Annotated in this window: 23 protein-coding genes; 8 read left to right on the top strand and 15 right to left on the bottom strand. The window is 49.7% G+C overall.

Features of this window, described 5'->3' with window-relative positions; translation table 11 throughout:
• Positions 1–583: 583 nt before the first annotated feature.
• The 3 genes from groL to EKK48_29115 all read right to left on the bottom strand — a co-directional run bounded on the left by groL (position 584) and on the right by EKK48_29115 (position 4,525).
• Entirely contained in the window at positions 584–2,212 is a 1,629-nt protein-coding gene (groL, locus tag EKK48_29105; protein ID RTL35740.1) for a chaperonin GroEL, read from the bottom strand.
• A 62-nt stretch (positions 2,213–2,274) separates the two neighbouring features.
• Positions 2,275–2,568, bottom strand: a complete 294-nt coding sequence (locus EKK48_29110) for a co-chaperone GroES (GenBank protein ID RTL35774.1) — start codon at positions 2,566–2,568, stop codon at positions 2,275–2,277.
• Positions 2,569–2,839: 271 nt separating this feature from the next.
• Positions 2,840–4,525: a GGDEF domain-containing protein gene (locus EKK48_29115; protein RTL35741.1), complete on the bottom strand. Its 1,686-nt coding sequence runs from the start codon at positions 4,523–4,525 to the stop codon at positions 2,840–2,842.
• Between the two features lie 110 nt (positions 4,526–4,635).
• On the opposite strand from EKK48_29115, the gene EKK48_29120 reads away from it, so the two are divergent.
• A complete protein-coding gene (locus EKK48_29120) occupies positions 4,636–4,992 on the top strand; it encodes a histidine triad nucleotide-binding protein (GenBank protein ID RTL35742.1) in 357 nt (118 codons plus the stop codon).
• A 228-nt stretch (positions 4,993–5,220) separates the two neighbouring features.
• Entirely contained in the window at positions 5,221–5,427 is a 207-nt protein-coding gene (locus EKK48_29125) for a hypothetical protein (protein RTL35743.1), read from the top strand.
• A 188-nt stretch (positions 5,428–5,615) separates the two neighbouring features.
• On the opposite strand, the gene EKK48_29130 is transcribed toward EKK48_29125, so the two are convergent.
• The 3 genes from EKK48_29130 to EKK48_29140 form a co-directional block, all read right to left on the bottom strand.
• The gene (locus EKK48_29130; protein ID RTL35744.1) at positions 5,616–6,686 is read right to left on the bottom strand and encodes an NDP-sugar synthase; all 1,071 of its coding nucleotides are present in this window, start codon (positions 6,684–6,686) and stop codon (positions 5,616–5,618) included.
• Between the two features lie 204 nt (positions 6,687–6,890).
• A complete protein-coding gene (gene argH / locus EKK48_29135) occupies positions 6,891–8,366 on the bottom strand; it encodes an argininosuccinate lyase (GenBank protein RTL35745.1) in 1,476 nt (491 codons plus the stop codon).
• A 438-nt stretch (positions 8,367–8,804) separates the two neighbouring features.
• Positions 8,805–10,034, bottom strand: coding sequence for an MFS transporter (locus EKK48_29140; protein RTL35746.1), 1,230 nt, complete (start codon positions 10,032–10,034; stop codon positions 8,805–8,807).
• A gap of 263 nt (positions 10,035–10,297) precedes the next feature.
• Here EKK48_29140 and EKK48_29145 point away from each other — a divergent pair, with 263 nt between their 5' ends.
• Positions 10,298–11,998, top strand: a complete 1,701-nt coding sequence (locus EKK48_29145) for a serine/threonine protein kinase (GenBank protein ID RTL35747.1) — start codon at positions 10,298–10,300, stop codon at positions 11,996–11,998.
• A gap of 20 nt (positions 11,999–12,018) precedes the next feature.
• Here the strand turns inward: EKK48_29145 and EKK48_29150 are convergent, their stop codons facing one another.
• Together EKK48_29150 and EKK48_29155 are read right to left on the bottom strand one after the other, a co-directional pair.
• Positions 12,019–12,978 (bottom strand): acetyl-CoA carboxylase carboxyltransferase subunit alpha, encoded by a 960-nt coding sequence (locus tag EKK48_29150; protein RTL35748.1) that lies wholly within the window; start codon positions 12,976–12,978, stop codon positions 12,019–12,021.
• Positions 12,979–12,981: 3 nt separating this feature from the next.
• Complete coding sequence (locus EKK48_29155) at positions 12,982–13,932, bottom strand: acetyl-CoA carboxylase carboxyltransferase subunit beta (protein RTL35749.1); 951 nt, start codon at positions 13,930–13,932, stop codon at positions 12,982–12,984.
• A 59-nt stretch (positions 13,933–13,991) separates the two neighbouring features.
• Between EKK48_29155 and EKK48_29160 the strand changes: the two genes are divergently transcribed.
• The 3 genes from EKK48_29160 to EKK48_29170 all read left to right on the top strand — a co-directional run bounded on the left by EKK48_29160 (position 13,992) and on the right by EKK48_29170 (position 16,397).
• Entirely contained in the window at positions 13,992–14,891 is a 900-nt protein-coding gene (locus tag EKK48_29160; protein RTL35750.1) for a 16S rRNA (uracil(1498)-N(3))-methyltransferase, read from the top strand.
• A gap of 254 nt (positions 14,892–15,145) precedes the next feature.
• Positions 15,146–15,805: a YggS family pyridoxal phosphate-dependent enzyme gene (locus EKK48_29165; GenBank protein ID RTL35751.1), complete on the top strand. Its 660-nt coding sequence runs from the start codon at positions 15,146–15,148 to the stop codon at positions 15,803–15,805.
• 82 nt (positions 15,806–15,887) lie between these two features.
• Positions 15,888–16,397, top strand: coding sequence for a cell division protein SepF (locus EKK48_29170; protein RTL35752.1), 510 nt, complete (start codon positions 15,888–15,890; stop codon positions 16,395–16,397).
• Positions 16,398–16,498: 101 nt separating this feature from the next.
• On the opposite strand, the gene EKK48_29175 is transcribed toward EKK48_29170, so the two are convergent.
• The 3 genes from EKK48_29175 to EKK48_29185 all read right to left on the bottom strand — a co-directional run bounded on the left by EKK48_29175 (position 16,499) and on the right by EKK48_29185 (position 19,021).
• Positions 16,499–17,272, bottom strand: a complete 774-nt coding sequence (locus tag EKK48_29175) for a hypothetical protein (protein ID RTL35753.1) — start codon at positions 17,270–17,272, stop codon at positions 16,499–16,501.
• The gene (locus tag EKK48_29180; GenBank protein RTL35754.1) at positions 17,273–17,713 is read right to left on the bottom strand and encodes an acyl-CoA thioesterase; all 441 of its coding nucleotides are present in this window, start codon (positions 17,711–17,713) and stop codon (positions 17,273–17,275) included.
• 123 nt (positions 17,714–17,836) lie between these two features.
• Positions 17,837–19,021 carry an ADP-ribosylglycohydrolase family protein gene (locus tag EKK48_29185; protein ID RTL35755.1) on the bottom strand — a complete coding sequence of 395 codons (1,185 nt, stop codon included), beginning with the start codon at positions 19,019–19,021 and terminating at the stop codon, positions 17,837–17,839.
• 105 nt (positions 19,022–19,126) lie between these two features.
• Between EKK48_29185 and EKK48_29190 the strand changes: the two genes are divergently transcribed.
• Positions 19,127–19,966 (top strand): hypothetical protein, encoded by an 840-nt coding sequence (locus EKK48_29190; GenBank protein RTL35756.1) that lies wholly within the window; start codon positions 19,127–19,129, stop codon positions 19,964–19,966.
• A 10-nt stretch (positions 19,967–19,976) separates the two neighbouring features.
• Here the strand turns inward: EKK48_29190 and EKK48_29195 are convergent, their stop codons facing one another.
• The 3 genes from EKK48_29195 to EKK48_29205 all read right to left on the bottom strand — a co-directional run bounded on the left by EKK48_29195 (position 19,977) and on the right by EKK48_29205 (position 22,898).
• On the bottom strand, positions 19,977–21,626 hold the full coding sequence (locus tag EKK48_29195; protein ID RTL35757.1) for a hypothetical protein: 1,650 nt from the start codon (positions 21,624–21,626) through the stop codon (positions 19,977–19,979).
• A gap of 130 nt (positions 21,627–21,756) precedes the next feature.
• Positions 21,757–22,656 (bottom strand): M23 family metallopeptidase, encoded by a 900-nt coding sequence (locus EKK48_29200; protein ID RTL35758.1) that lies wholly within the window; start codon positions 22,654–22,656, stop codon positions 21,757–21,759.
• A 20-nt stretch (positions 22,657–22,676) separates the two neighbouring features.
• Complete coding sequence (locus EKK48_29205) at positions 22,677–22,898, bottom strand: transcriptional regulator (protein ID RTL35775.1); 222 nt, start codon at positions 22,896–22,898, stop codon at positions 22,677–22,679.
• Between the two features lie 218 nt (positions 22,899–23,116).
• On the opposite strand from EKK48_29205, the gene obgE reads away from it, so the two are divergent.
• Positions 23,117–24,442, top strand: coding sequence for a GTPase ObgE (gene obgE / locus EKK48_29210; protein RTL35759.1), 1,326 nt, complete (start codon positions 23,117–23,119; stop codon positions 24,440–24,442).
• 271 nt (positions 24,443–24,713) lie between these two features.
• Here obgE and EKK48_29215 read toward each other — a convergent pair whose 3' ends face one another.
• Positions 24,714–25,214 carry an NUDIX hydrolase gene (locus EKK48_29215; GenBank protein RTL35760.1) on the bottom strand — a complete coding sequence of 167 codons (501 nt, stop codon included), beginning with the start codon at positions 25,212–25,214 and terminating at the stop codon, positions 24,714–24,716.
• Between the last annotated feature and the right edge of the window lie 13 nt (positions 25,215–25,227).

Raw genomic sequence — 25,227 nt, forward strand, 5'->3', positions numbered from 1 at the left:
GGAATTTCAGGAAACTATTTAGGTACAACGTAGAGCAAACACTCAGATCATACCAAGGTTGGGTTTCGCACACCGTGACCAGACTTTGTTCACGCAACGGATAAAGGTGGCTAGGCACTCTTAGCCCATTCAATTCAAGCAAGAAATAGACACTTTTCGCCGAAGCCGATTCTGCCTGCCTCAACGAGATCGCTAGCCGCCTTAAAAGAATCCAGACGCCCCAGAAGTCTCAGAGCGTGGGGCTTTCCGGGAACACTAAGGACTAAATCCCTTACTTGAATGTAATTAAATAGATGCGGCGCAAAGTCCCAAAAGCCTCACTGGGTCATGTTGTCAATGAAATGAATTAATTACATCGAAGTAAGGAGCGCTATGGAACCACCCCATCGAGCCCATCTATCAAAACCCAAAATGTACTGCAGCATCATGCATCTATCAAAACCCAAAACCCAAAATGTACTACTGCATCATGCATCCATCAAAGCAAATATGAACTCAATTCCACACAACACCCACACGATGCGAAAAACGGGGGATCTTTCGATCCCCCGTTTCCAATTGAGTTCTTTATCGCGAGGCGATTTTAGAAGTCACCCATGCCGGCGCCTTGTGGCATTCCCATTGCTTTCTTTTCTTCTGGGACGTCAACAACGAGCGCTTCTGTGGTCAAGAACATTCCAGCGATTGAAGCTGCGTTCTGAAGAGCGCAACGCTCAACTTTAGCTGGGTCGATGATACCGGCTTTCGCCATTTCAACGTATTCGAAGGTCATAGCATTGAAGCCGAAGCCTTCTTTCTGTTCTTTGACGCGTTCGACAACAACTTCACCGGAGAGTCCGCAGTTGTCGGCGATCTGGCGTACAGGAGCTTCGAAGGACTTGATTACGATTTCGAAACCAGTCTTTTCGTCGCCGTGGAGTTGCTCTTTCTGCTTTTCGAGCTTCTTGCTGATGTAGAGCAAGGTTGTGCCGCCGCCAGGAACGTATCCTTCTTCGACTGCTGCGCGAGTTGCATTCAAAGCATCTTCGAAACGAAGCTTGCGATCTTTCAATTCTGTTTCGGTTGCAGCGCCGACTTTGATTACGGCAACGCCACCGGACAATTTAGCGAGACGCTCCTGGAGCTTCTCTTTGTCGAATTCAGAATCAGATTCTTCGATCTGACGCTTGATGACAGCAATTCTCTTGTTCACTTCTTCGTGGTTTTCTTTGCCAGCGACGATAGTGGTCTTGTCCTTGTTGATGCGGACCTGACGAGCTTTACCGAGAACGTCGATAGTTACGTTTTCGAGCTTGTTGCCAGCTTCTTCAGAAACGACTTGACCGCCGGTCAAGATTGCGATGTCCTTGAGCATTTCTTTGCGACGATCGCCGAAGCCAGGAGCTTTGACTGCGCAGCAAGGAAGTACTTTGCGGAGGTTGTTGACGACGAGAGTTGCGAGAGCTTCGCCTTCTACGTCTTCAGCGATGATGATGAAAGGACGGCCTGAGCGGGCTACTTTTTCCAGTACTGGAACGAGATCAGCCAACAGGTTTACTTTCTTGTCGACGCAGAGGATGAAGGGCTCGTCGAGAACTGCTTCCATGCGCTCTGGGTCGGTGACGAAGTAAGCAGATACGAAACCTTTGTCGAACTGCATTCCTTCAACAACTTCGAGTTCAGTGCTGAGTGATTTTGATTCTTCAACAGTGATCACGCCGTCTTTGCCGACTTTTTCCATTGCATCAGCAATGATTTTGCCGATTTCTTCGTCATTGCCGGCCGAGATGGTGGCAACTTGAGTGATTTCGGTTTTGGCTTCAACTGGCTTCGAAAGAGACTTGATTTCTTTGGTTGCAGCGTCAACGGCTTTCTGGATACCGCGACGGAGAACCATTGGGTTGGCGCCAGCAGCTACGTTGCGCAAGCCTTCTTTGATCATTGCTTGAGCGAGGACTGCGGCTGTTGTTGTACCGTCACCAGCATAATCGTTGGTCTTGACGCAGACTTCGCGAATCAACTGGGCGCCGGCGTTCTCGAGGTGATCTTCGAGTTCGATTTCTTTGGCGATGCTGACACCGTCATTGATGATCTGTGGTGAGCCGAATTTCTTTTCGAGAACTACGTTGCGACCTGAAGGTCCCAAAGTAATTTTTACTGTGTTTGCAACTTGATCAACACCACGCTCTAGAGCGCGACGTGCTTGTTCTGTGTAGACAATTTGCTTTGCCATTTTGTGTAAATTCCTCTTTTAGACGAAAACAGCAACGCTTCGGCGCTGCTGTGAGTGTAGATTTAGCCAACGATGGCGAGAATGTCGCGCTCAGCGAGAATCAAATAATCAACGCCTTCAATTTTTACTTCGGTGCCAGAGTATTTAGCGAACAGAACTTTGTCGCCTACTTTGACTTCCATAGGCTCACGTGTTCCTTTGTCGTTCAGCTTGCCAGGACCAGCGGCAAGTACTTCGCCTTGCTGTGGTTTTTCTTTGGCGGTGTCAGGAAGAACAATTCCGCCAGCAGTTTTTTCTTCTGCCTCAAGCTTCTTGACCACGACACGGTCAGCCAATGGTTTCAACTGGAGTTTCATCGCAGATGCAGTAGCCAATGGTTCATCCTCCTAAAGAATAAACAAGAGATTTGATACAAAGAGGTATCTCTCGGACGCCTAATGCTGTTTTACACAGCAGTTCGGGACGTTCGGGACATCTCTTACAAATGAAAGTTTATATAGGGAATGTCGCCGTCAACCCGTTTTGCGCATTTTCTTAATTATCTAGGGTTACGGTCAGAGGCATGGCAGCGTAGTCTAACCGAGCTCAAATCGGGCAACCACTGGCACAGAGCGCCGAACGACTGGATTACGTTGATGAACTGCGGTCTTCTTTCTTCTTCACCAGACCAGGTGTCTTGGTCATCCATGAAGCGTATTCGGGGGCCACTGTTAGTCGACTATTCAAACTTGCCTGACGCTCGTTGATGACGGCGAGTTTGGCTTGTTTAGCCAGGTCCTGCCAGGAAATTGGTCCGCTCATAGCCTGAGTGCCGGATTGAGCAGTGACTACCCTGTCTCGACCTTCGTACTTGGCGATATCGAGCGCTTGCTCAGCAGCACGAAGCAGAGCTTCCGCATCTTCAGCATTGCTCGGGTAGTTCGCTACGCCGATGGACACAGTCACCGTACCTACACCAGGCGAAGCTTCGGAACGAATTTTTTGACGTAGACGTTCGGCCACATCAGCAGCGCTCCGAGGAGAGGTTTCAGGCAAAATGATGGCGAACTCCTCACCGCCGAAACGGCATGGAATATCGATATCACGCAGGGCACTCTTTAACAGGCGAGCAGAATATTTAATGGCATCGTCGCCTTTATCCTGCCCCAGGTGCTCATTGATTTGACCGAGATGGTCAAGGTCGATCAGCAAAAGTGCCATTTCATGCTTGTGGCGACCAGATCTTTCAATTTCCTTGACCAGAGAATCTTCAAAATGGAGTCGATTGTAGAGCCCAGTGTGCGCGTCTTGAATAGATTGCGCTGCCGCTGTCTCATGGGTAAAGGCAACGTTCAAGGCTGTTGTCACCTGACCAGTGAGTGATTCGAGCAGTTCAATCTGTTCACGATGGAAGGCACGACTTTCAGTCGAAAAGACTTCAATCACTCCCAGTGGCGCTCCGTTGTGAATCATAGGCAACGAAACGACTGAGGCAAAAGGCGCTCCGCCCGTAGCACGAGGTAAACCGTACGGTTCACGGTTACCATCACCAATGTACTCAGTGCGTCCAGAGCGCATACAGCTGCCCGCGATAGTGTCGCGTACGCTCATGTCGAAATCTCTCAAACTAGAGCCTTCCAGCCCCTTGAAAGCAGCCAAAATGAAGATGCCGCTGCCCTGGTCGAAGAGCAAAATAGCGCAGTGTGGAGTATTACCCAAGATCAAAGCCGTGTCCGCAGCAATCTGCAGCACTTCGGTAGCCTGCAGGACACTCGAACTAAGTGCGCATGAGGTCTTGTACAAAGTGCTCAAACGCTCACGTTCGTACTCACTGCGTCCAAACAAAATCGAGTTAGCGATTGTAAGGGCGGTGACGTCAGCGACTTCCTTAAGGAAGTCGGCGTAATTCAAATAGGCGACGTTGTTGACCTCCAACAAAACCGCACCGACAAGAAGATTCGATGAGATCAAAGGCAGTGCCATCTGACCACTGCTGTTTTCGCGTTTCATAATTGAAGCGCTGAGATCAGGCGCGGTCTGCGGATTATTGGCGCTGACCGCGGTGCGCTTCTGCACGACATACTTGAGCAGACTCTCTGCTGAAAATGGCAATACTTTTATTTGCTCCAGAGTGGCGTCTGAATAGCCCTTCGCGGCCATCAGCTTGAGCGCCAGGCTCTCGTTGTCAGAAAGGAAAATCGCAACCTTGGCTCCGCCGGCCAGATCCGCGAATTGAAGAACGGCAGCATCCAGAACATCCTTCAGACGCAAAGACGAAAGGAGCGCCTTCTGCATCATGATGTAGCGTGGCAAAAGGTTGCCATCATTTGTCATCGATTGTCTCCTTTAAGATCATCATCAATTTTGGTTCGGACATCCGACAGAGGTACTCTTCATACCATAAACTTCTAAGGATAGAAGTTTTTTGCTCACAAAGGTGAAATATGGAGCCATCAAAAACTGCGTCGCACGATTGTATTTTTTGCAAAATCATCGAGCGTCACATCCCATCAAACGTTGTCCTCGAAGATGAGACGAGCATCGCGATCAGAGATGTTAATCCACAAGGCCCTACACATATACTGATTCTGCCCAAAATTCATGTTGCCAATATAACTGAAGTAAAAGATGCCCAAGTTCTTGGAAGCTTATTTATGAAAGTGGGCGAAGTGGCGAAAGCTGAAAAGTTGGACCATGGCTTCCGTACTGTTGTGAATACAGGTGAGCATGGCGGACAAACTGTCGACCATCTGCACATTCACGTTATCGGTGGCAGACAGTTAGATTGGCCTCCAGGTTAAATCCAACGCATATACCATTCAGGCGAAAGCGAGTTTTGAACAGGCATTTAACAATACTTTTGTATTGTTTCAACCAAATCAATTCCGTTTCGATCCTCTTTGAATTGGGTATTACAGTAGTACGGGAAGATTGCCGGAACGATAAACTATTTCCTGCGTCTCTCCAGATAATGAATCCGCTCAACTGCGAATTCTGGCACCGTCAAACGGTTCTATGGGGACACTGCTATGGGTACTCAACAAACAACTGAACAAGTTCTCTGGATGGCGGATTGCTACAGTTTGGCAAAGCGCTTCCCGAATCCCCACACCTGGCTGTCTCTTCTTGAGCCCGTCGAACCTGAAAACGCGGCTGACATCAACCCGTTTCACTATTGGCTGTGGATGGAAATCTGGAAGGCGGCGCAAGCTGAAGAACCAGTCGGCGTTAAGTAGAGTTTGAAAGCACTGTAGACTAAGACACTACATTAGCTTAAGACGAGCCCGCAATCTTTGCGGGCTCGTTAACGTTTGATAGCATTCGGAAGCAGTCATCAACACAGCTTCTGCACAATTCAAGAGTAGCTGCGTTACCGTGTCACCGAGGAGAACCACTGCGATGCACCTGCAGGCAAGGTCTGCTGTTATCGTGTGGCAGCGGCCGCAGTCTCTTCCGAGGCGCCATTTACTGTCGCCACTTCGCTATACTTTGCGCCACCACTGACAGTGCAACCATAACCGATAACGCTGTTTCTTATCTCGGAATTAGCACCGACGACGCTGTCCGACCAGACAATCGAATCGACAACATGGGCACCGGCTTCGACAGTAACGTTATCACCGAGCACTACGGTGCCACCGAATGTGGCGCCAGGTTGAACCTTGCAATTACGCCCCAACAGAACCAGACCCTCAAACTTTGCGGTGTCGTCAATTTGGCTGCCGTCGCCAACCCAAACGGTGGCGTTACCTCGCTCTACCTTTTTCCCAGGCAAATCGACTTTTACTTTTCCACTCAAAGCATCAAAGTTAGCTTCGCGATATTGAGCAACACAGCCAACATCAGACCAGTAGCCCCCGATCTTCACACCCAAAACCGGCAGCTTCTTAGCCACCAATGTCGGAAATAATTGTCTTCCGAATCCGTACTCACCAGTGGCAGGAATGTGGTCAAAAATTTCCGGCTCTAGAACATAAATACCGGTCGAAATGAATTTCGACAATGCTTCTTCGTTAGAAGGCTTTTCCTGAAACCCTGTGATAAAGCCGTTCTCGTCTGTAACAACAACGCCAAATCGACTGACGTCATCCATCTCTTTAATAGCTATGCTTGCCAGCGCCTTTTTCTTCTTGTGCTCTTGGATCACGCTGGTCAAATCTGTGTCGGCGATCAAATCGCCCATAATGACAATGAACGTATCGCCTTGCAGAAATTCGCGGCAAGCACGCACTCCGCCTGCATCTCCGCTCAATCGCTCTTCCGTTTTGAAGGTCAGATTTACGCCGAATTTTTTTCCTTCGTTAAAATACTCAATCAATTTTTCCGGCATGTAGTGCAGGTTTGCACAGATATCGGTGAAATCATGCTTAGCGAGAAGTTTAAGCAAATGCTCCATCACCGGAATATTCGCAACAGGCACAATCGGCTTTGGCACTTGTGTCGTCAACGGTTCAAGTCTAGAACCAACACCAGCCGCGAGCACCATTGCCTTCATCGATAATTCCTTTTGTTTCGTAAGTAGATTGGTTGAGTCGAGTCGTTGCAAAGAATTTCAGTTCGAAGTGACGCACCGAACTGTTATATATAAACGAAGTGTAGACAGTGTAACCTTTCAAACGCCATTCTGTTTATAAAAAGGCGCTTCTGTTGAGGAACTGAGACCATTAGCGCGACTTTGTAGGACGCCCTGAAGAACAGATCAGCTGCAAGTTTTTTCGCCCTGGCAACAGAGTCGTTTCACGCTCAGAGCGTCAATATAGGCTTTATCAGCATGCAGCCGCTCGACGGCCCGTGTGAGCGATTCCTGCACCTGCAGCCCGCCTGTTCCACCATACGAAATGCGCGAGTCAACAGCATTTTCAAGCGACACATAGTTGTAAATATCTTCATTGAAGGCTGGCGAAAACTGGATCCACTCATTCAATGTCAAATCAGGCAGGGCTTTGCTGCGCTCGCGGCAGTAGTCCAAAATCTGGTCCACTAACTTCATGGCTTTGTCAGGTGGCACATCACGCTCAATCAGATAATCGATAGCGTGGCCTGAGTTGGTCATATCTGCGTTAGCCAGCTTCTGCATGCGAACAGTGTCGAACTTGAACGCTGGAAGCAGAACATCAGTCAGCTCCAGGATAAATTTGACGTTCTCGACAACGTCTAACAGTCCAGGTAAACACTCCTGCAAATCTTGCGAATATGAAACGGAAAGCCCTTTCAGCTCATTGAGAAATTGCGAGAGTCTGCCATTCAGAACGCTCGGGCGAGAACGAAGAATTTCCAGAAGCTCCGGATTGCGCTTTTGCGGCATGCTCTGACTGCGAAATACAAACGAACGCGGCAGTCGTACGAAAGAGAACTCCTGTGTCGACCACAAAAGAAGCTCGGAGCTCATCTGGGAAAGGTGAACACCGATGATCGACGCGGCAGAGGCGAATTCGATCAGATAGTCGCGGTCTGAAACAGCATCGAGACTGTTCTCCATCACCGCATCGAAGTGCAGGTAAGTGGCGACCAGCTGGCGATCGATTGGCTGGGTAGTGCCAGCGAGCTGGCAAGCTCCGAGCGGCAGCACATTCATACGTTTGTAGAAGTCTGAAAGGCGAGAGAAATCGCGAGCCATTCTGGTTTCGTTAGCCAGCCACCAGTGGGCCAGCAATATAGGCACAGCAGGTTGCATGTGCGTATAACCGGGCATGACCACATCGATGTCGCGCTCGGCAAGCTGCAAGAGCTTAAAGCGGACTTCCAAAAGCAAGTTGTAGACATCGATTGTGACATCGCGCAGCCACAGCCTTATGTCGGTCGCGATCTGGTCATTGTGTGACTTAGCCATACGCACAACATCAGCCATTCCGCCTACAATGTCGCCGAGTCGACGGTGAATAGCCGAATGAATGTCGACGTCGCCGTCTTGCAAAACGGGCACCCCCTGCGCCATTTCCTTGCGAATCTGTTCGAGCCCAGCCACAACATCGGCTGAGACTTGCTTCGCGATTATGCCTGTCTCGCCCAGCATTTTGACGTGAGCGACATTTGATTCAATGTCTGCACACAAGAGCATCCGCTCGACTTCCGGACTCTGCCAGAAACGGCGAAACTGGTCGAAACTTGGTTTCAGTATTCCGGGTGGATCGACTGATGATGCCTCTGAAGGAAATTGTTTGCCTTTCGTGCTCATCAGCCTCGTCTTTACTCTGCCTTACCGCGTCTGAGAACTTTGTTCCGTTTTTCGATCTGCTTTTGATATCTGGTCAATTCTAATTGATAACGCTTCTGTACCTGCTTTTGGGCGGTTTCTTTTTGATGTTCTGTCATCTTCTTTCTACTTCCTGAATAAAATCAACTGAGGTTTGAGCTACCAACCTCCACAGTTCCGCGCACGCATGGCTCAGAGTCTGGCTCATGTAGCAAGAATTCCCTCATTCTGTGATCGCAATTCAGAAGGCTTGACTTCAACCTGGAGGTGACGTTGAAAGTAGCGGGAAATTCTCGGATGTCGTCGGCTGTTGTTGCGTTGCTCTCAACAACTGCCAAAACCAATATACCACCTTTTAATGCGAATTAATATATCGAATTTATGGCGAACAAGCACTAACGACGTGGATTCGTACAACACTCAGTCCCGCCTCAGCTGCAAATCTGGCAACCGGCAACTCATCGCCAGTGCCACCGCCATTGCTACCGTTCCAATCCAGTAAGGAGCGCTGTAACCCAGGTGCTGGTAGGCGGCTGCGCCCACTATCGGTCCGACGATGCGACCCAAAGTAGAAAGTGATTGCCCGACCCCGAGTACACCGCCGACCCGGTCTGCAGGCGACAACTTGGACAACATGCTCTGGTTGGAAGGGTTATTGATGCCCGAACCAATGGCGAGGAAAGCCAGAGCCAGACCGAGCACCATTATGTTTGTCGTGGCAGGCGTAAGCACAAGTCCCACGGCAGAAAGCGCCAGACCGACGGCAATCAGCCTCTTTTCACCAAATTTCCGGGTGAGCCGATGAATTAGCCCACCCTGAACCAATACGATCAAGACACCAATATAAGTGAACATCCAACTGTTCATATTGGTGGTGAACTTGAACTGGTCGTGCGTGAGCAGCACAAGCGTTGTCTCCATGTTGGCAAAGGCGAACGTGGCTATGAAAAATATCGCCAGTGAAACCTTCAATTTCGGCTCTTTGATGGTTTCCCAGTAAAATCCGGGCCCGTTGCCAAATCGCTCAGAGGCAGCCTTACTCCGATTTGGCGGCTCAGGCAGGAACAAGAAAGTGAGAACGAAATCGACGAAACTGAATGCTGCCGCCACAAAGCCAACCATGGCGAGACCGAACCCGGCACAAATTCCCCCGATAGCTGGACCTAAAACGAAGCCCAAACCGAAAGCGGCGCCAACCATTCCCATGCCGCGAGCGCGGTCTTCGACAGCTGTCACGTCGCTCACATAGGCTTGCGCTACGGCTATGTTGGCGTTACCGGCGCCGGCAACCATTCTGGCGACAAAGAGCATGATCAGTGAGCTGGAAAATCCCCAGACCATATATCCAATACATGAGGCGAAGAGGCTGACCAACAATATCGGACGCCTGCCCACACGGTCTGATAAACGTCCCCAGAATGGCGTCAAAAGGAACTGCATCATCGAATATGACGCCATCAAAAACCCAACAGTGGTGTCGCTGGCTTGCAACTCGCGTGCATAAGTCGGCAAAACCGGAATGATTAATCCAAATCCGAGGAGATCGATAAAAACGGTCAGGAAGACAAGAAGAAGCGGCTTCATTCCAAATTTTTTTGAGTGATCTTCACCCAATTTTTCTTGCTTGGATTCAGCTTCGGGCGATGTCAAATCAAGCCACCCAGAGTTTGAGCAAAAACCTGTTAGCGCCCGCGGGGTCGGCAATACGCGCTCGCCAAGAGCTTTAGTGGAAGTCCTGAACAAGCAGCCGAAATGGCGGAATTTGCCGAGGGATTGATATTAAGGCGTAAACTTCTTTTCGGTTTGTTAGTGCCCGACTGTGGTAATTAAAAGTAATATAAGGGCAGGTGATCTCGACCTGCACTTCTGGCGTTACCCCCTCTCATTTACCAGTTCAATCAACTCTTTTTCGTATGAAGCTATGTCTGATCTGCAATTTTCAGACCACTGGAGAGCAAGATATATGCCCCAGAGACGGTTCCTCAATGGTTACCGTCGGGGACGATCCGTTACTCGGCGTTGTTGTTGAAGGCCGTTACAAGATCGAATCTGTTATCGGACAGGGGTCAGCAGGTACCGTCTACAAAGCGGTGCAAGAGCTGATTGGGCGAGAAGTCGCCATCAAAGTGCTTCACGACTACCTGGTTTCAGACCAGGAGTTCATCAAGAGATTCACGCAGGAAGCAAAAGCCTCCAGCCGACTCAGCCATCCTAATATCATCACGATTTACGACTTCGGTACAATTCCGCAAGGAAACCGCCCTTACATCGCTATGGACTTGCTCAAGGGCACGCCGCTGTCTGATTTGCTCAACGAGCGCAATCACCTCACCGTCGAAGAAACGATTCCGCTTTTCAAACAAGTCTGCGGAGCTCTGGCTGAAGCTCATCGCCAGGGTGTCGTTCACAGAGACGTCAAACCCGAGAATATCTGCCTGGTAGAACGCAGCGGGCAGAAGCTCTTCCCGATCGTAGTGGATTTCGGCATCGCTCGACTGGTTCAAGAAGAATCGGATGTAGCCAGAATCACACGGACAGGAACGGTTTGCGGCAGCCCGACATATATGAGCCCTGAGCAATGTACCTCCAGTAAAGTCGACCATCGAAGCGACATTTACTCGCTGGGCGTCGTCATTTATGAGACGCTCACTGGGGAAGTGCCATTTCTTTCTGACGAATTAGTCAAAGTCATGGCCATGCACCTGTCCGATCCGCCAAAACCGCTTAATTCGGTACGGGACGACCTGCACTTCTCTCAAGCACTGGAAGAAGTCGTCTATAAGTCCCTGCAAAAGAATCCAGACCAGCGATATCAGACAATGGAGGAATTCTCCGAGGCGCTCGAGGCAGCCGGCAAAGCGCCGGCGATGGCACCAGAATTGGTGGCACCGGCACCGAAGCGACCAGATATCAGTCCCGGACCACTGGCAAGTGACGACAGCTTGCAAACACGCTCTTCGGCCAGCAAAGAGATGGCTGTGCCGCGAACAAAACCAATTGACCTGGCTTCACGCGCTCTTGACGAACTGCGCACATCCGGGGCCTACGACGAAATAGACGGCGGCGGCGCCATGGCTCGCGTGCAAGCGGCACGTGCTGCAGCAGCCGCAGCAGTGAATGATTATCAGAGCGCCTCGACGGCATCGAGCACAAGCTTAAGTCACACAAGCTTCCAGCGCGGTCGCGTCAAACGCACCTGGGTTGACGCCATCAAAGACCACGCCGGCAAAGTAGTGCTCGGGCTGGTTGCAGTTGGTATCGCCGGCGGCATTGTTGTGGCCGCAACTGATCAGCGCATCCAGTCAATGATTCCCGGGCTAAAAGCGGCGTCGATTGAAGAGGCAGACGCTCTATACAAGAAAGGCAAATACCTGGAAGTGATCAAAGTAGTGAAAGACTACCGCGCTCAAAATCAGAATAAGATGCCGAAAGAAAAGTTTGAAGTATATGGAAAAGCGCTTGTGCAGGAAGCAAAGCTGCTGGCCCGAGATCAAGAATACAAGCAAGCCTGCGCTTATCTAGACCAGGTGCCGCCTAAGTCGAGCCAGTACGACCCCTCCAGGGTTCTGCTCAAACGCTACCAGCAGTTGATGAAAGATTCAGCCAACAAGTAACGAGTACAAGTAACGATTACTCAGGCTTCTACAAAGGCGCCTATGTTGCGGAACTTCCGCTGGCGGTCTTCGCGAATCTCTTCGCGACTCAACTTCGTCAGTTCATCGAGATGCTTGCAAATCGCATCTTTGGTCTTCATAGCAGCGAAATCGAAATCATGATGAGCACCACGCAGTGGCTCCTCGATTACGTCATCAATGACGCCCAGCTCCAAAATTTCCCGCGCCGTCATTTTCATGGCCTCGCAAGCCTCTGACACCTTGTCAGCGGACCGCCAGAGAATCGAGGCACAACCTTCAGGCGAAATAACTGAATAAACTGAATGCTCGAGCATAAGGATGCGATTGGCTAAACCGATCGCCAGAGCACCACCTGAGCCACCTTCACCAGTGACAACTGCCACCACAGGCACCGTCAGACCGGCCAGCTCGAACAAATTGACCGCAATAGCTTCCGCCTGATTATGCTCTTCAGCATGCATGCCGGGATACGCTCCAGGAGTATCTATAAGGGTCACGACAGGCAGATTGAACTTCTCAGCGTGATGAAAGAGCCGCAACGCTTTTCTGTAGCCTTCCGGCTGCGGCATGCCGAAGTTGCACTGCTGCTTTTCGCGAAGCGAGCGCCCCTTCTGCGTGCCGATACCTATTACATGATAGTCGCCCAGCTTGACCATGCCACAGACCATAGCCGGGTCGTCCGCGCCCTGCCTGTCTCCATGCAACTCAATCCATTCAGAGTCCCAGCGGTCGAAGTAGTCACGCGCGTAAGGACGCTGCTGATGTCTGGCGATCTCGCGATGATCGATAGGTCTCAAATTGGCGTAGAGAGACTTCTCCAGATTGTTGTACTGCTCCTGCAGCCGCAAAACGTCTTTGTCTAACTCAGGGTTGGTCGCCAGCTGCTTTTTAATCGCTTCTATCTGTTGAGCCAGCACTGCCAGCGGTTGCTCGAACTCGAGTGGAATCTGTTTAGTCATCGCTTAGCTCACCTTGGTGGGTTCTTTGTGACGTGGACGAGGCGGCAGCTCATTTGGCTTTCCCGCTGGCGTTTTTTTTTGCCGCGGGGCATGGAAGGCAATCATCTTCGCAAGTTGATCCGCTAGTTTGGCTCGTTCCACAACCATGTCTACCTGCCCATGCTTGAGCAAATACTCAGCGGTCTGGAAGTCTGTGGGCAGTTTCTGCCTGATCGTCTGCTCAATGACGCGACGCCCGGCGAAGCCGATACGTGCACCAGGTTCGGCGATGATGATGTCGCCCAGCATGGCGAAACTGGCAGTTACCCCACCAAATGTCGGCTCAGCAAGGATGGAGATGTACAATCCCCCGTCATCTTGAAACGACTTGAGGGCAGAACTCGTTTTCGCTAATTGCATCAAGCTGAAGATGCCTTCCTGCATTCTGGCGCCGCCAGAGCTGGAAACAATGATCAAGGGCAGCTTGTCGCGGTGCGCGCGCTCGGTAATGCGGGTCACCTTTTCGCCGACCACAGAGCCCATAGAACCGCCAAAATGGCCAAAGTCCATGATGCCAAGAGCCGCGTCGTAAGTTTTGATTTTGCAAGTGCCTGTGACGACGGCTTCCGTCAGACCAGACTTGCGACTGGCTTCCTGCTGCCGGCTCGGATAATTGTCAGTATCGACAAACTTGAGCGGATCAGAGGAGGTTAGATTGGCATCAGTTTCGATGAAGGTGCCAGGGTCAGCCAGTTGCTCGATACGCTCGACAGCGCCAATGCGGAAGTGGTACTGGCACTTAGGGCAGACATAGAGGTTCTGACGCAAATCCCTCGTATAGAGAAGTTCTCGACACTGGAAACAATTTGTCCAGAGTGCGCAGATGTCATCAGACGTTGCCGTTGGCTCAGGGGCTTTGCCTTTCTCGTCATCACGCCGTTTCCGCCGTTTGTCAAACCAGTCTTTAAGATCCATTGGCAATGTCCCAAATCCCGCCAGGGGTAAGCAAACGACCTATATCCATGTTTTAAAGGGTGACCGCGAACTTCGCAATCTCTAGCTCAAGTATGTATGGATTTGCATGGATAAGTAGTGCAAGATTATATCACCGGGGGGCACGTGCCCAGCGCCCGGACTGCGGAAGATTTACTATGCGTCGCTCCCGTTTCTTTGTCGAACCATCTTGTATTGACCAGGAAAACAAGACAATTCGCATCGAAGATGCCAATCAGATCAGGCAAATCGTCACAGTTTTGCGATTGAGACCCGGCGATGCTCTGGATGTTCTCGATGGCAAAGGAAATATCTATCCCTGCACGCTTCAGTCGAGTTCCGCATCGAAAGGAAAGATTCGCGCCGGAGACCAGATCATCTGTCAGTTCGAATCCGCTTCACCGGCCGGCGGGGAGGCGAGCGTGCGATTTTCAGTCGCGCTTCCAGTGCTGCGCAGCGCGCGCTTCGAATGGGCTCTGGAAAAGCTGACCGAACTGGGTGCGGCAGAAATCATACCCATCATCCTGGACCGCAGTGTCATCACATATGATGCCGAGGAAAAGTTATCTGCCACCAAATTTCAACGGTGGCATTCCATCGTTCGCGAAGCGAGCGAGCAAAGTGAACGGGCCCTGATACCAGATGTGGTTTCTCCGGAAAAATTCTCAGATTTTGTCAAGAGGCAAGAGCTTGTTGCAGCGACCAAATTTATTGGCGCTGAGAGGGCTGATGCACAGCCGATAAACGATGCAATAAGCAGCACAAGTGGCACCAAAAATATATGCATCGCCATTGGTGCCGAAGGCGGATTCACCGACGAAGAATTTGCATTATCTTTCACTCATGGTTTCACGCCGATTTCTCTAGGCAAACGCATACTCAGGGCTGAGACGGCCGCCGTCTATGCCGCATCAGTGCTGGTTTCCCGACTCGACAAGTGAAAGAGATCTCTTAGCACCACTAGAGATATCACTTAGGCAACACACTATCAGACGGAACGCTATGAAAGCGTGTATTCATCACATCTTTCAGCTGATAATATTTGGCGGTACAATGGCAAGGTCGAGGTCAATAAATTGACCTTTTTTTGAGCCTGTAAACGCGGTATCGACTTGACAAATTCCCCGTTTCCAGGTCTTATAGTAGGTGTTGCTGGAGGCATCATATGTGATGCCAGTTTGCCCGAACGGAAGGCATGAGTGTGGCTGACAACTTAGCTCGCATCAAAGAGACAATCGGCAATCGTCCGGTCAAGCTCATTGCTGTGACTAAATCCGCAAAGCCCGCTCAAATAGAGGAGGCTTACTCCTCTGGTGTCACCGAATTTGGTGAAAGCCGAGTTCAAGATGTCCTTGCCAAAATGAAAGTGCTGCCACCACCAGTGGTCAACAATTCAAAATGGCATTTTATCGGTCACCTTCAGACCAACAAAGTGAAGCAAGCGATCGGGAAATTCGCTTTGATTCATTCGGTCGACTCACTCCGCCTTGCTCAAGAGATTTCCAAAGTTGCCACCAGTCGCGAGCTGATTCAACCGGTGCTCTTGCAAGTAAAAGTGATGGAAGATGCTGATAAAACAGGCTTTACTCCAGACGAGTTGCGCGCCCAGTTCGCTCAGATCAAAAATCTGCCGGGCTTGACAATTGAAGGTCTAATGACCATCACGCCACTCACTGAAGACAAACAAGTCTGGCAAAAATGTTTTGATGGTCTTCGTGACCTGAGAGACGAGTTGGAGAAAACGTTCGATGTAAATCTGCGTGAATTATCGATGGGGATGAGCACTGACTGGCAAGATGCAATCAAATGTGGTGCCACAATGGTGCGGATAGGTTCGGCAATATTCAAAGAGTGATGTGATTTTTTTCCTGGTAAGGAACGGTGGGGAATCTGGTAAGGCGTAACTTGATTTATTCGAGTTAGAGGAGGAAATGTAAGTGAGCATCGTTACAAAGTTCAAAAGTTTCTGGTTTGGTCCTGCGGACAACTATGAAAGAGAAGATTTCGAAGATTTGTTCGAGACGTCAGACGAAGTTTATGCGACAAACGGTCAGTTGGCGCTCGAACCACAACCTGTAGATCCGGTAAGAGCTACACGGTCAACCATTACACCGAACTACAGCAGCAAAGTCGTAGACCATCCAAGCGCCCAAGCCTCAAGCGAAGTTCTGGTTATCGAACCAAGACAGTTTGAAGAGTCAATCGAAATTGTCGAGCACCTCCGCGCTCGCAAATCGGTTCTGCTCAACTTGCACATGCTGGACAACGAACAATCACAGCGCGTAGTCGACTTCTTGTCGGGTGCTTGCCATGCGATTGACGGTCACCAGCAGCGCATCGGCGACGGCGTCTTCTTGTTCGCTCCGTCGACAGTGGTAATCAGCTCGGAAACCAATTCTTCCAAAGCAATCAAAGACGCTTTCTGGAATAAGACTCAGGTTCTCTAAGAAGATTCCGAATCAATAGTTGTGTGGATATACAGATGCGCTGGAGCAATCCAGCGCATTTTTGTTTCATCGGCGAGGCGGCTCTGTCACTTGCGGCTCTGTCACTTGCCCAGGGGCACACCGATACCCATATCACGAGCCAGATCATCAAATTGCTTTTTATATCCTGGTCCCTGAGCAACATCGGGCTGCGAATGGACAGTCTTAAAACCTGCAATCGGCGCATCAAAAACGCCTGCTGGAAAAGCCACATTACGCTCAACGCGTTCAACTTTGAAATCAGTGGAAGTTGTTCGATCCGACCTATCATGAGTGATTGCCAGTGGAACGCCACCTGACGCTGGAACGTGCAGAAAGGTGTTCAGGAACTTAGTCAGCACAGGATTCCTGACAACATCCCTGAGGACGTAGAAATTGGTGTGCAGAACGCTGGAGGTACTTCTCGTCGAAAATTCCGGAAGTGCAGACTTGTCAACATTATTGGACAGCTTCAGCGTAATACAAACGGCGGGCACACCAGCAAATTCGACAACCTTTTGAGGCATATGCGACATGTCAGCCTCGATTGCCGGCTGTCCGGTTCGTTCACGAAACCCAGCGATAGACTCTTTCATTACCGTCTTAGCTTGCGGATTGAACCAGACAATTTCATAAGTTGGCTTCTTGCAAATCAAATTCAGTCCAGCAACTGGATATTCGATGCGGCAACCATTTTCGTTTATATAAGTATTCTCCAGACCGAAGTTATTGCGAGCGTGCAAAATCGTGCCCCGCTCAACTGACTTTGTCTTCTTATCTGCACCAACGGCGGCCACCGGATGCAACAGCACTGAAAGCGAAAAGCAGAGCGTGGATAATTTTCGCAGAGGAGTCATCTAACTAACCGCAGCAGGTAATGTGCGCGCCTCTATTTTATTGCGAGTCTCAACCGAAATTGGCACCGGTTTTCTCGTCGTCAAATCTATAAGCACCATGACCTCTTCCGATACAGCGCAACATTTTCCATTCAGAAAAATTGCCTGACCTACCTTAACGGAGGACTTCCCGAACGAATTGATTTTGGTTCCGACCTGAACTGTGCCCGGGAAATTCATTTCCGCCAAAAAATCCAGCTTGACGCTAGCAATGACAAAAGTCGTCCCTGGCTCACTCAACGCATCCATGCCGTTAAAAAGCGCTGAAACGCGCCCCTGCTCGAGCAAAGTTGAAAACACGGCATTATTGACGTGCCCCAGGGCATCAGTATCGCCGTAACGCAATGACACCGGCGTCCAACAGTGATACAGGCTTGCATCGGTAAGTAAATCAGTAGGCATAATGACTCCGGTTTCAGACTAAACTTTGGAAATAATTACAACACACAACAGCAGACTTAGTAACCTTTCGGAGTGAGAAATCAATAGCCAAACGCCACGCGATGAAATTACGCTCTCCTAAAATCAGGTGATTTTTCCTCGGCGTGCCAGGCGGAGCAGGGTATGCGACAGAAGAATCGGAATAACCGCAACGTTCCTTGCGAAGGCAACCGGCCAGAAGTACCCCGGAGTTGCCGCGCTCTTACCTTTTTTGGTTTCAACTAAAGCTTTCGCCAAACTGCGCAAATGTTCAGGTCCGAACGGTCCATCATTGATTTGCGAAATCAACTTCATGGGCAAGCCACTTTCGCCATGAAGAGCGCCGCACAACGCACCGACAATTGCAGCGTTGCTGTCGGTGTCGCCACCAGCCATGATGACAGACTGAATAGCTGTTAATGGGTCATCACCAAAACGCAAAAAACCAAACACAGCAAGAGACACGCTATGATTAACAAAACCACTGCAGCCAAGCCGCTTTCGAGCATCATCAACAGATGCCTTCTCTAGCGCCAATTCTCTAGCATTACTCAAGGCTTCTTTCAAAGATTTGTCTTGAACGACTTCAACAGATTGATCGTACAATCTCAACAGCCACTCATCACCATATACGACACCATTAGTCTTGCCATTATTCTCGGTGTCAAGTTTCGCACCGGCGGCCGCACTCTGCCCCACCCCCGTATCAGAAATCACTTGCGCCTGCCTGTCTAAACCCGCTCTGACACAAGCAGCGGTCATCTCAGCTACAAACAACGCCCCTTCAACGCCCCGAGCGTCTGTGTGCGTGATATTAGCCAGTCCGATACCGAATTGATTTCGCAGCTCGCTATCGTCGTAGAAAAACGCTCCCAGTATTGCAGCACGCATCGCGGCGCCGTTTCCCGCAGAAGGAATTCCGGTGTTCTTCGAGCCCATCAGAATTTTCATACAAGAGTAGCTCGTCGCCTGACCAACCCCAAAAGGCATACGACAAAACCATCCCAACATCGCAGTACGAAATCTGTTCACCGAATAGTCAAGGTCGGGCGGAAACTTTATAAGGGACTGCGCGATCAGGGCGGACTGCTCTGTGTCATCACTGACGAATCCGATATTCCCAAGCAAATAGTAACGATCAACTGCAGAACCAAATTGAGATTGAATCGAATCTGCTTCGAGTCCCTCCAGATACAAACCGAGTGCGTCGCCTACTGCCGTCCCAAGCAATACACCAGCGAATCTGTCATAGAGTAAATCGGCTTGGCTCAAGTTAGTTGTGGTGGACATCGCTTGTGCTCCATAGACCACAGATATAATTGCTTCAATACCCAGATGAGGCAAATCAATCTCATGTCCAGCCAGCCGCTCCACTCGACTACCATAGGCAGGCTAATGATCGCTGCACTCGGGTCGACATGTTTGCTAATCGACCCAGCGTATGCTGAAACTTCATCTAACTGGCAGGTTTTGCGTCCGATCGGTGGATACTTTTCAGTTCGGGTTCCCAAATTAGTAAATCAATCGGACCTACCATCCAACAACGGCGTGAAAATGCGCTCGTGGACAATAGCTTCCGGCGGCAATATTTACACAGTGGTGGCCATGTATTCGGCAAAATCAGATTTCAAATTTCTGATTGCAGACCCGGCCAATTTTCAAAATCGGGTTATTAACGGCTTCACATTTCAAGAGAGAACCGCGCCAAGAACAAAAGACAGTTTACCTACGCGCACTCTCTTTCACTATTCAAAAAATCATGCCGTCATGATTTCTGAGTCAGCACCGCAACTTCCCAGCGTCAATGACCGATTTTTCAAGTCAATTGAAATCGAAGACAATCGCGTTGTGCCTATGAAAAAAATCATTGATGCAAAAAGCGGATTGTCATTTCTTTTTCCTGCGGAATTCAAATCAGAAGATGGCTATTGGACAGGGCAAGACAATGACAATAACTATGCCGTCGAAATCGCACCGATAAGTAAAATGTCAGAGAGCGAACAACTGAGATACATGCAAGACTTTGCTGACAGGATAGGGACAAAACGAAGCAGCGACAAAGTCACCAGAGTGCAAGGCTATAGAGCACGCGAATTTTGCCACGGCAACGGCAAGTTTTTGATTGTCGTTTCTCCGTCGTGGGGCTATACCTTTGCCTGCATAGGCGCAGACGACTCCGCATCGACAGTCAAAGCTCGAAACAACTTCTTTAACAGCATCAAAATTGTACGGTAATGACGAGCAGTTAGCTCGCCTTGCTATTAGACAAGCGAGCTTGCGTCATCTTCACTGTAAGATTGAGCACTTCTTGTGTCTGTTCAGTGATTTTGATAATTTCGGAGCATCTCGCCTTTCGGTTTTCAGCCACCGCCAGTAGTAGCTTGTCATTTTCCGGCTCGGCAGCTGCGCTTATACCTGACCATTTCTCAAATTCCGAGGCGGCATCAGTTCTTTCCAAATCAAGTGCTGCTGTGATGTTTGAAATATCTCGCTTGAGTCGATCTAAAGACTTTGGAGATAGAGCCTCAGCTTCGCCCTTGGCGATCTTTATGTACGACATCAAACTGTTTTGCTCAAGCTCGTGAAGTCTAAAAATGAGGTCCGCTGGAACCGCCGAATCCTCAGATTTCTCGCAATCGCTGAAGCTCTTCAAGAATGAACAAACAGAATTACTTATTTGCACGATCTGACTATTCATGGTTCTGGAAGAAGACGGCAGAGCGTCTATCAACATTTTCAAAATTGCAAGACGTCTTGTAATCGCATCAACATAAGAGAGTATCCGCTGAATAGAAAGATTTCTTCTCTTAATTGAGTCAAGAGACAAGCTAAGACTTTGAATCGAAATTTCCATGCTTGCTGCGAGAGATATGGCGTTCACTCCTCCTTCCACGTCAACCCCGACATTGTTTTTCAACTGTTCAAGTCGATCCTGTTCTGATGCGATAGAAACTTCGAGGCGATGCTCCAGGTCTTTTGAAGAAGCTGCGATTTCGCGCGCTTGCGATAGGCGGCTCTGCAATCTAGAAAGCGCGTTAGTAACGCTGCTATCCGCAGCGGCCACTGCATCTAGAAGAGATGACTTCAAGTTATTGAAACGGCTATAAGCATGTTGCCCAAGTAGTATTGCCTTTTCCAAAATCGCATCTTCTCTGCTTGGTTGGGCGGGTTGAGCTAAACCCGATTCGAGCAACTGCACTTTAGATTCGAATTCTGCTACCGATTTCTCATACTTATCCCAAAGTTTAGATCCCAATTGCTTAGCAGCTTGATCTTGAAATTCTTTCATTGCCGACGCCTCTCGCGCCTGAACAATATCAATAGCACGGGTCAGTCGGTCTTCAAGGTGCGCTGAAGATACTTTCTTTAAAATCTTCTCTGTTTGATTTAACGTCTTCTCTGTACTTACCTTTGACAGATGAATCTGTTTGACTGTGTAGAGCTTGCTGAGCGAGTGGTCCAGATCGGACTTTTTCTCTCTCAGAAGTTTGGTTCGTTGTTGTTGCTGAGCCATCTGCTCTTCCAGCTCCTTCAGACGACCGTCGCGTAAACGCCTCTGCTCCGAGTTCAATTTTTCTTGGTAATGCTGGCTGCGTCGATGCCGACGTGAATGTCGAATTTCCTTCTGTAAAGATTTTTCGCTAGAAACAGAGGCTGCAAGCTCCTCGCCGCATGTTTCAATTTCGACGCAAAGTCGAAAATATTTTCGATCGATTCTGCGCGCCAATCGCTCATCAACACTCAGTAGGAAATATGGGCGTCGGAAACTCGGCAAACTCCACGGGATCATCAGAGGATGCGATTTTCGTTCTGAGAGAAAAACGCAAGCCACAATTACCGGTGCCACCAGCACCACTATGACTGTCCATATCAAAGTCGCTACTACTGGGTCCATGAAGGCACCTGCGCTTCGTATACTGGCATTATACTCGCGCGGAGTGAGTGACTGGAAATATAGACGTGACGTGGCTTAGTTTGGGGCATCCGGGACGGATGCGCTCCATGAAGTATAGGAAGCTCAGCTGTTACTGAGCTTTTGCGACGAGCCAGACTTTTGAGTTCGGAACGGCGATCCACGGCTGCGGATTGGTGGCGACGTTGTTTACGTACAGACTCCAGTGCAGATGCGGTCCTGACGCGCGTCCTGTCGCTCCGACTGTGCCCAGCTTCTGACCGGCTTCAACTTCCTGTCCCACTTTGACGCCGACGGAGGTCATGTGAATGTAGATCGAAACTACACCTTGCCCGTGATCGACTGCGACGCAATTGCCGTGCAAGCGCCACTTGAGCCCGACCATTACTACTTTTCCCGGCGCGCATGAAACAATAGGGCTGCCCGCAGGCGCTCTAAAATCCAAACCGGAATGGTAATAGTCATCCAACAATTTTCCATTGACGACGCGCTTCTGTCCAAATTTTGATGACATCGGATATTTGGAAGGTACGGTGAAAATACCTGTCCACATGCGCTTTTCAGAAATTGTAGATTTAGCAGCAGCGATTCCTTCTTCTTCACCGGGCGAGGTCAAAAAATTGTCTTTCGACTTTGGCAAAGTCAAATATTGAATTGGAAATTTACCAGCTTTAACAGAAAGATCGATTTTGTTATCACCGACAAAAGCTGCATATTTGCCTGGCTTCAAGTCAGCCGGAATGCCAATCAGAGCAACAAATTGCTTGCCATCACCTGAACCGGACTTAGGGAAAAGTTTGTAAGTGTGATTGTTGAATGCCACCGAAGACGGTGGCGGCTCGGAATCACCGGCAGTCGCTGTCAATTCGACTGTTTCGCCTTGCGACGGTGCAGCGTTGGTGACGGTCAATTCTGCGGCTTGTACAGATTGGAAGTTGAGAAAGAGAGAAAAGACGGATAAAAAGATCATCGGAGCAAGCCAACGCTCCAACACACTTCGAGCAATGATCAAATTTGAATTCCTATTCGCTATTACGGTTCGTCAGCAGAGCCTTCACCAGCCGGTACCAGACGGTCGATTGCTTCACGCAAAGCATCGATTTTTTCAAGCGGCAGTGCAATGCCCTTCTTTGTCGGCTTTTCTTCCTGGTCTTTGTCCATGTACCATTCGCGAATGTGCAAATATTTTGTGCCGCGGTATTCGCCGATATAGACGTTTATGGTTTCGCCGCGTGCCTTTTCGTGAACTGTAATTCTCTCTTCCAAGGGACTTTCCTCCTGTGCCAAACACAGTTGCCGGTAGTAATGCTCCGATTGGCTTTGACGACGAGGCACTCGGGACGAGTACGGTCCATTTCAAATCATGCCAAGAAGAACGGACATCCTCACACAAGTATATATAAATACTACACAGATCAAGATCTAATTCTAGATCAGTATAAGATCTACCCTTCAGATGCTTTAACTTAAACATGAGTCAATTCATAGATCACGTCTTTATAGAAGTACGGTCCGGCGACGGCGGCAACGGCATAATCGCCTGGCGGCGCGAAAAGTACGAGCCCATGGGCGGTCCAGCCGGTGGAAACGGTGGTCGCGGCGGACACATATACTTCGAGGCGACTCGAGATATAAACACGCTCATAGACTTCAAGTTCAAGAAGCGAATCGAAGCGCGACCCGGAGAACGCGGTCGCAATAAGGGAATGCACGGCAAGAACGCCGAAGACACGGTGGTGCGAGTGCCCATCGGAACTGTGATTAAAGACGCTGAAACAGGCGACATAATCGCAGACCTGGTGCTCGACCACCAGCGCGCCATGGTGGCTCAAGGCGGTCGTGGCGGTCGTGGTAACGTCATGCTGGCCACCCCGCAAATGCGAGCGCCGCACTATTGCGAACCTGGAGAAGCAGGCATCGAGCGGAAACTCGAGCTTGAGCTGAAGATACTTGCCGACATTGGCGTAATCGGGTTGCCAAACGCTGGAAAATCAACGCTACTGTCTGTGGTATCAGCAGCGAAACCCAAGATAGCGGACTACCCATTTTCTACATTGGAACCGCAGCTTGGCGTGATCAAGACAAAAAGCGGCAACGCCCTGGTGATGGCGGATATCCCGGGTCTGGTGGAAGGCGCCTCAGAAGGCGTCGGTCTCGGACACCAGTTCTTACGACACGTAGAGCGAACCAGATTGCTCATTCATCTGGTCGATATATCGTCGGAACATATCGAACAAGATATCGATACGATCCGCGACGAATTGCGCTTGCACAGCGAAGATCTGGCTGCACTTCCTCAACTTCTCGTCTGTAACAAGGCTGATCTGGTCGATGAAGACGACGCCAAATCCATCATTGAGCGCTTGAAGAAACACTACAAGACGGCAAAGAACGAAAAACAGAAAGAGTTGTTCAAAGGCGAAGAGATAATGCTTATCTCCGGGGCAACCAGGCAGGGAGTGGATCATTTAATCGACATCCTGGAAGAAGCGCTTGCCAAGTTAAAAGAAGCACAACCTGAGCCGGCTGAAATCATATTCTTCGACCCCAAATCTCAGGAGCGCCCAGACAGTAGCTTCCAGATTCACCGAAAGAAGGGTGTCTTCTTCGTTGAAGGCGACCGCGCCGCCCGAATAGTGTCTGTCACTAATATGCGGGACCCGGATTCGATTCATCACATGATTCAAGTGCTTCGAGCTATGGGCATCATCGACGCACTGATTGCAGAAGGTGCCAAAACTGGCAGCGAAGTGGTAGTTGGACAAACCACCTTCTCATTTGGCGAAGAATTCGGCTAAGACAAAAAATCGCCCGTGCTTAGCGCGGACGATTCAAATGACTCTTGCGAAAAGTGCTTACTTCTTATCAGCAGCCGCAGTGGCTACTTCTTCAGCACGTTCCCATCGTCTGATATCGGCTTCTCTTGCCTTGATTTTTTTCTTGCGAGCTCTTTCAGCGACCTTTTGAGCACGCTTAACGCCTTTTTGCTGTGGCATGTGTCCGTTCCCCATCTAAACCAGTGCAGTCTATGCAGCGTGCTGCCGACTTAATATACAGAGGGAGATCATACTACACCCAGAGATTGCCAAGATACTCGATGCCACTCTGAAACCCACTTGGCAATGATTCAACGATTACTTTACCGATTGGCGGAAAGAGCGTAATCCGCTCCAGGTCTGCAACTGGAATGAAATCTACTGCCGCCAGAACAGGTTCGTTACCCAATTTCATAATTCCGCCAACAACTCGGGCTTTTATGTAGATATTGACAATGTGATGCATGCGGTCCGGCGCGATCGCTTCCGAAAGGAAAACAAACCGCTCTACTGCGACGTCAAGCCCGGTTTCTTCCTTTATCTCCCGCACCGCGCATTCGAAGAAGGTCTCACCGTACTCCAAACGACCGCCCGGCAAAACCCAATACTGGCGGTTGCCTTTGCGGTGTTTGACGAGAAGAATTTTGTCATCCTGAATGACGATGACTGACACGCGCGTCGTCGGAATCGTATGTCCAGGTTTCTTCTTGAATCTCGGCTTGGGCAATTTCCTGACCCGCAAAACATCCTGCATGAATTGTAGTGCA

Source organism: Candidatus Melainabacteria bacterium, from assembly GCA_003963305.1.
Taxonomy (GTDB): Bacteria; Cyanobacteriota; Vampirovibrionia; order Obscuribacterales; family Obscuribacteraceae; genus PALSA-1081.

Bases quoted from the DNA above. Each gene is read 5' to 3' on its own strand.
- groL (RTL35740.1), bottom strand. From the start codon at position 2,212: ATGGCAAAGCAAATTGTCTACACAGAACAAGCACGTCGCGCTCTAGAG.
- EKK48_29110 (RTL35774.1), bottom strand. From the start codon at position 2,568: ATGAAACTCCAGTTGAAACCATTGGCTGACCGTGTCGTGGTCAAGAAG.
- EKK48_29115 (RTL35741.1), bottom strand. From the start codon at position 4,525: ATGACAAATGATGGCAACCTTTTGCCACGCTACATCATGATGCAGAAG.
- EKK48_29120 (RTL35742.1), top strand. From the start codon at position 4,636: ATGGAGCCATCAAAAACTGCGTCGCACGATTGTATTTTTTGCAAAATC.
- EKK48_29125 (RTL35743.1), top strand. From the start codon at position 5,221: ATGGGTACTCAACAAACAACTGAACAAGTTCTCTGGATGGCGGATTGC.
- EKK48_29130 (RTL35744.1), bottom strand. From the start codon at position 6,686: ATGAAGGCAATGGTGCTCGCGGCTGGTGTTGGTTCTAGACTTGAACCG.
- argH (RTL35745.1), bottom strand. From the start codon at position 8,366: ATGAGCACGAAAGGCAAACAATTTCCTTCAGAGGCATCATCAGTCGAT.
- EKK48_29145 (RTL35747.1), top strand. From the start codon at position 10,298: ATGAAGCTATGTCTGATCTGCAATTTTCAGACCACTGGAGAGCAAGAT.
- EKK48_29150 (RTL35748.1), bottom strand. From the start codon at position 12,978: ATGACTAAACAGATTCCACTCGAGTTCGAGCAACCGCTGGCAGTGCTG.
- EKK48_29155 (RTL35749.1), bottom strand. From the start codon at position 13,932: ATGGATCTTAAAGACTGGTTTGACAAACGGCGGAAACGGCGTGATGAC.
- EKK48_29165 (RTL35751.1), top strand. From the start codon at position 15,146: ATGAGTGTGGCTGACAACTTAGCTCGCATCAAAGAGACAATCGGCAAT.
- EKK48_29175 (RTL35753.1), bottom strand. From the start codon at position 17,272: ATGACTCCTCTGCGAAAATTATCCACGCTCTGCTTTTCGCTTTCAGTG.
- EKK48_29180 (RTL35754.1), bottom strand. From the start codon at position 17,713: ATGCCTACTGATTTACTTACCGATGCAAGCCTGTATCACTGTTGGACG.
- EKK48_29185 (RTL35755.1), bottom strand. From the start codon at position 19,021: ATGTCCACCACAACTAACTTGAGCCAAGCCGATTTACTCTATGACAGA.
- EKK48_29190 (RTL35756.1), top strand. From the start codon at position 19,127: ATGATCGCTGCACTCGGGTCGACATGTTTGCTAATCGACCCAGCGTAT.
- EKK48_29195 (RTL35757.1), bottom strand. From the start codon at position 21,626: ATGGACCCAGTAGTAGCGACTTTGATATGGACAGTCATAGTGGTGCTG.
- obgE (RTL35759.1), top strand. From the start codon at position 23,117: ATGAGTCAATTCATAGATCACGTCTTTATAGAAGTACGGTCCGGCGAC.
- EKK48_29215 (RTL35760.1), bottom strand. From the start codon at position 25,214: ATGCAGGATGTTTTGCGGGTCAGGAAATTGCCCAAGCCGAGATTCAAG.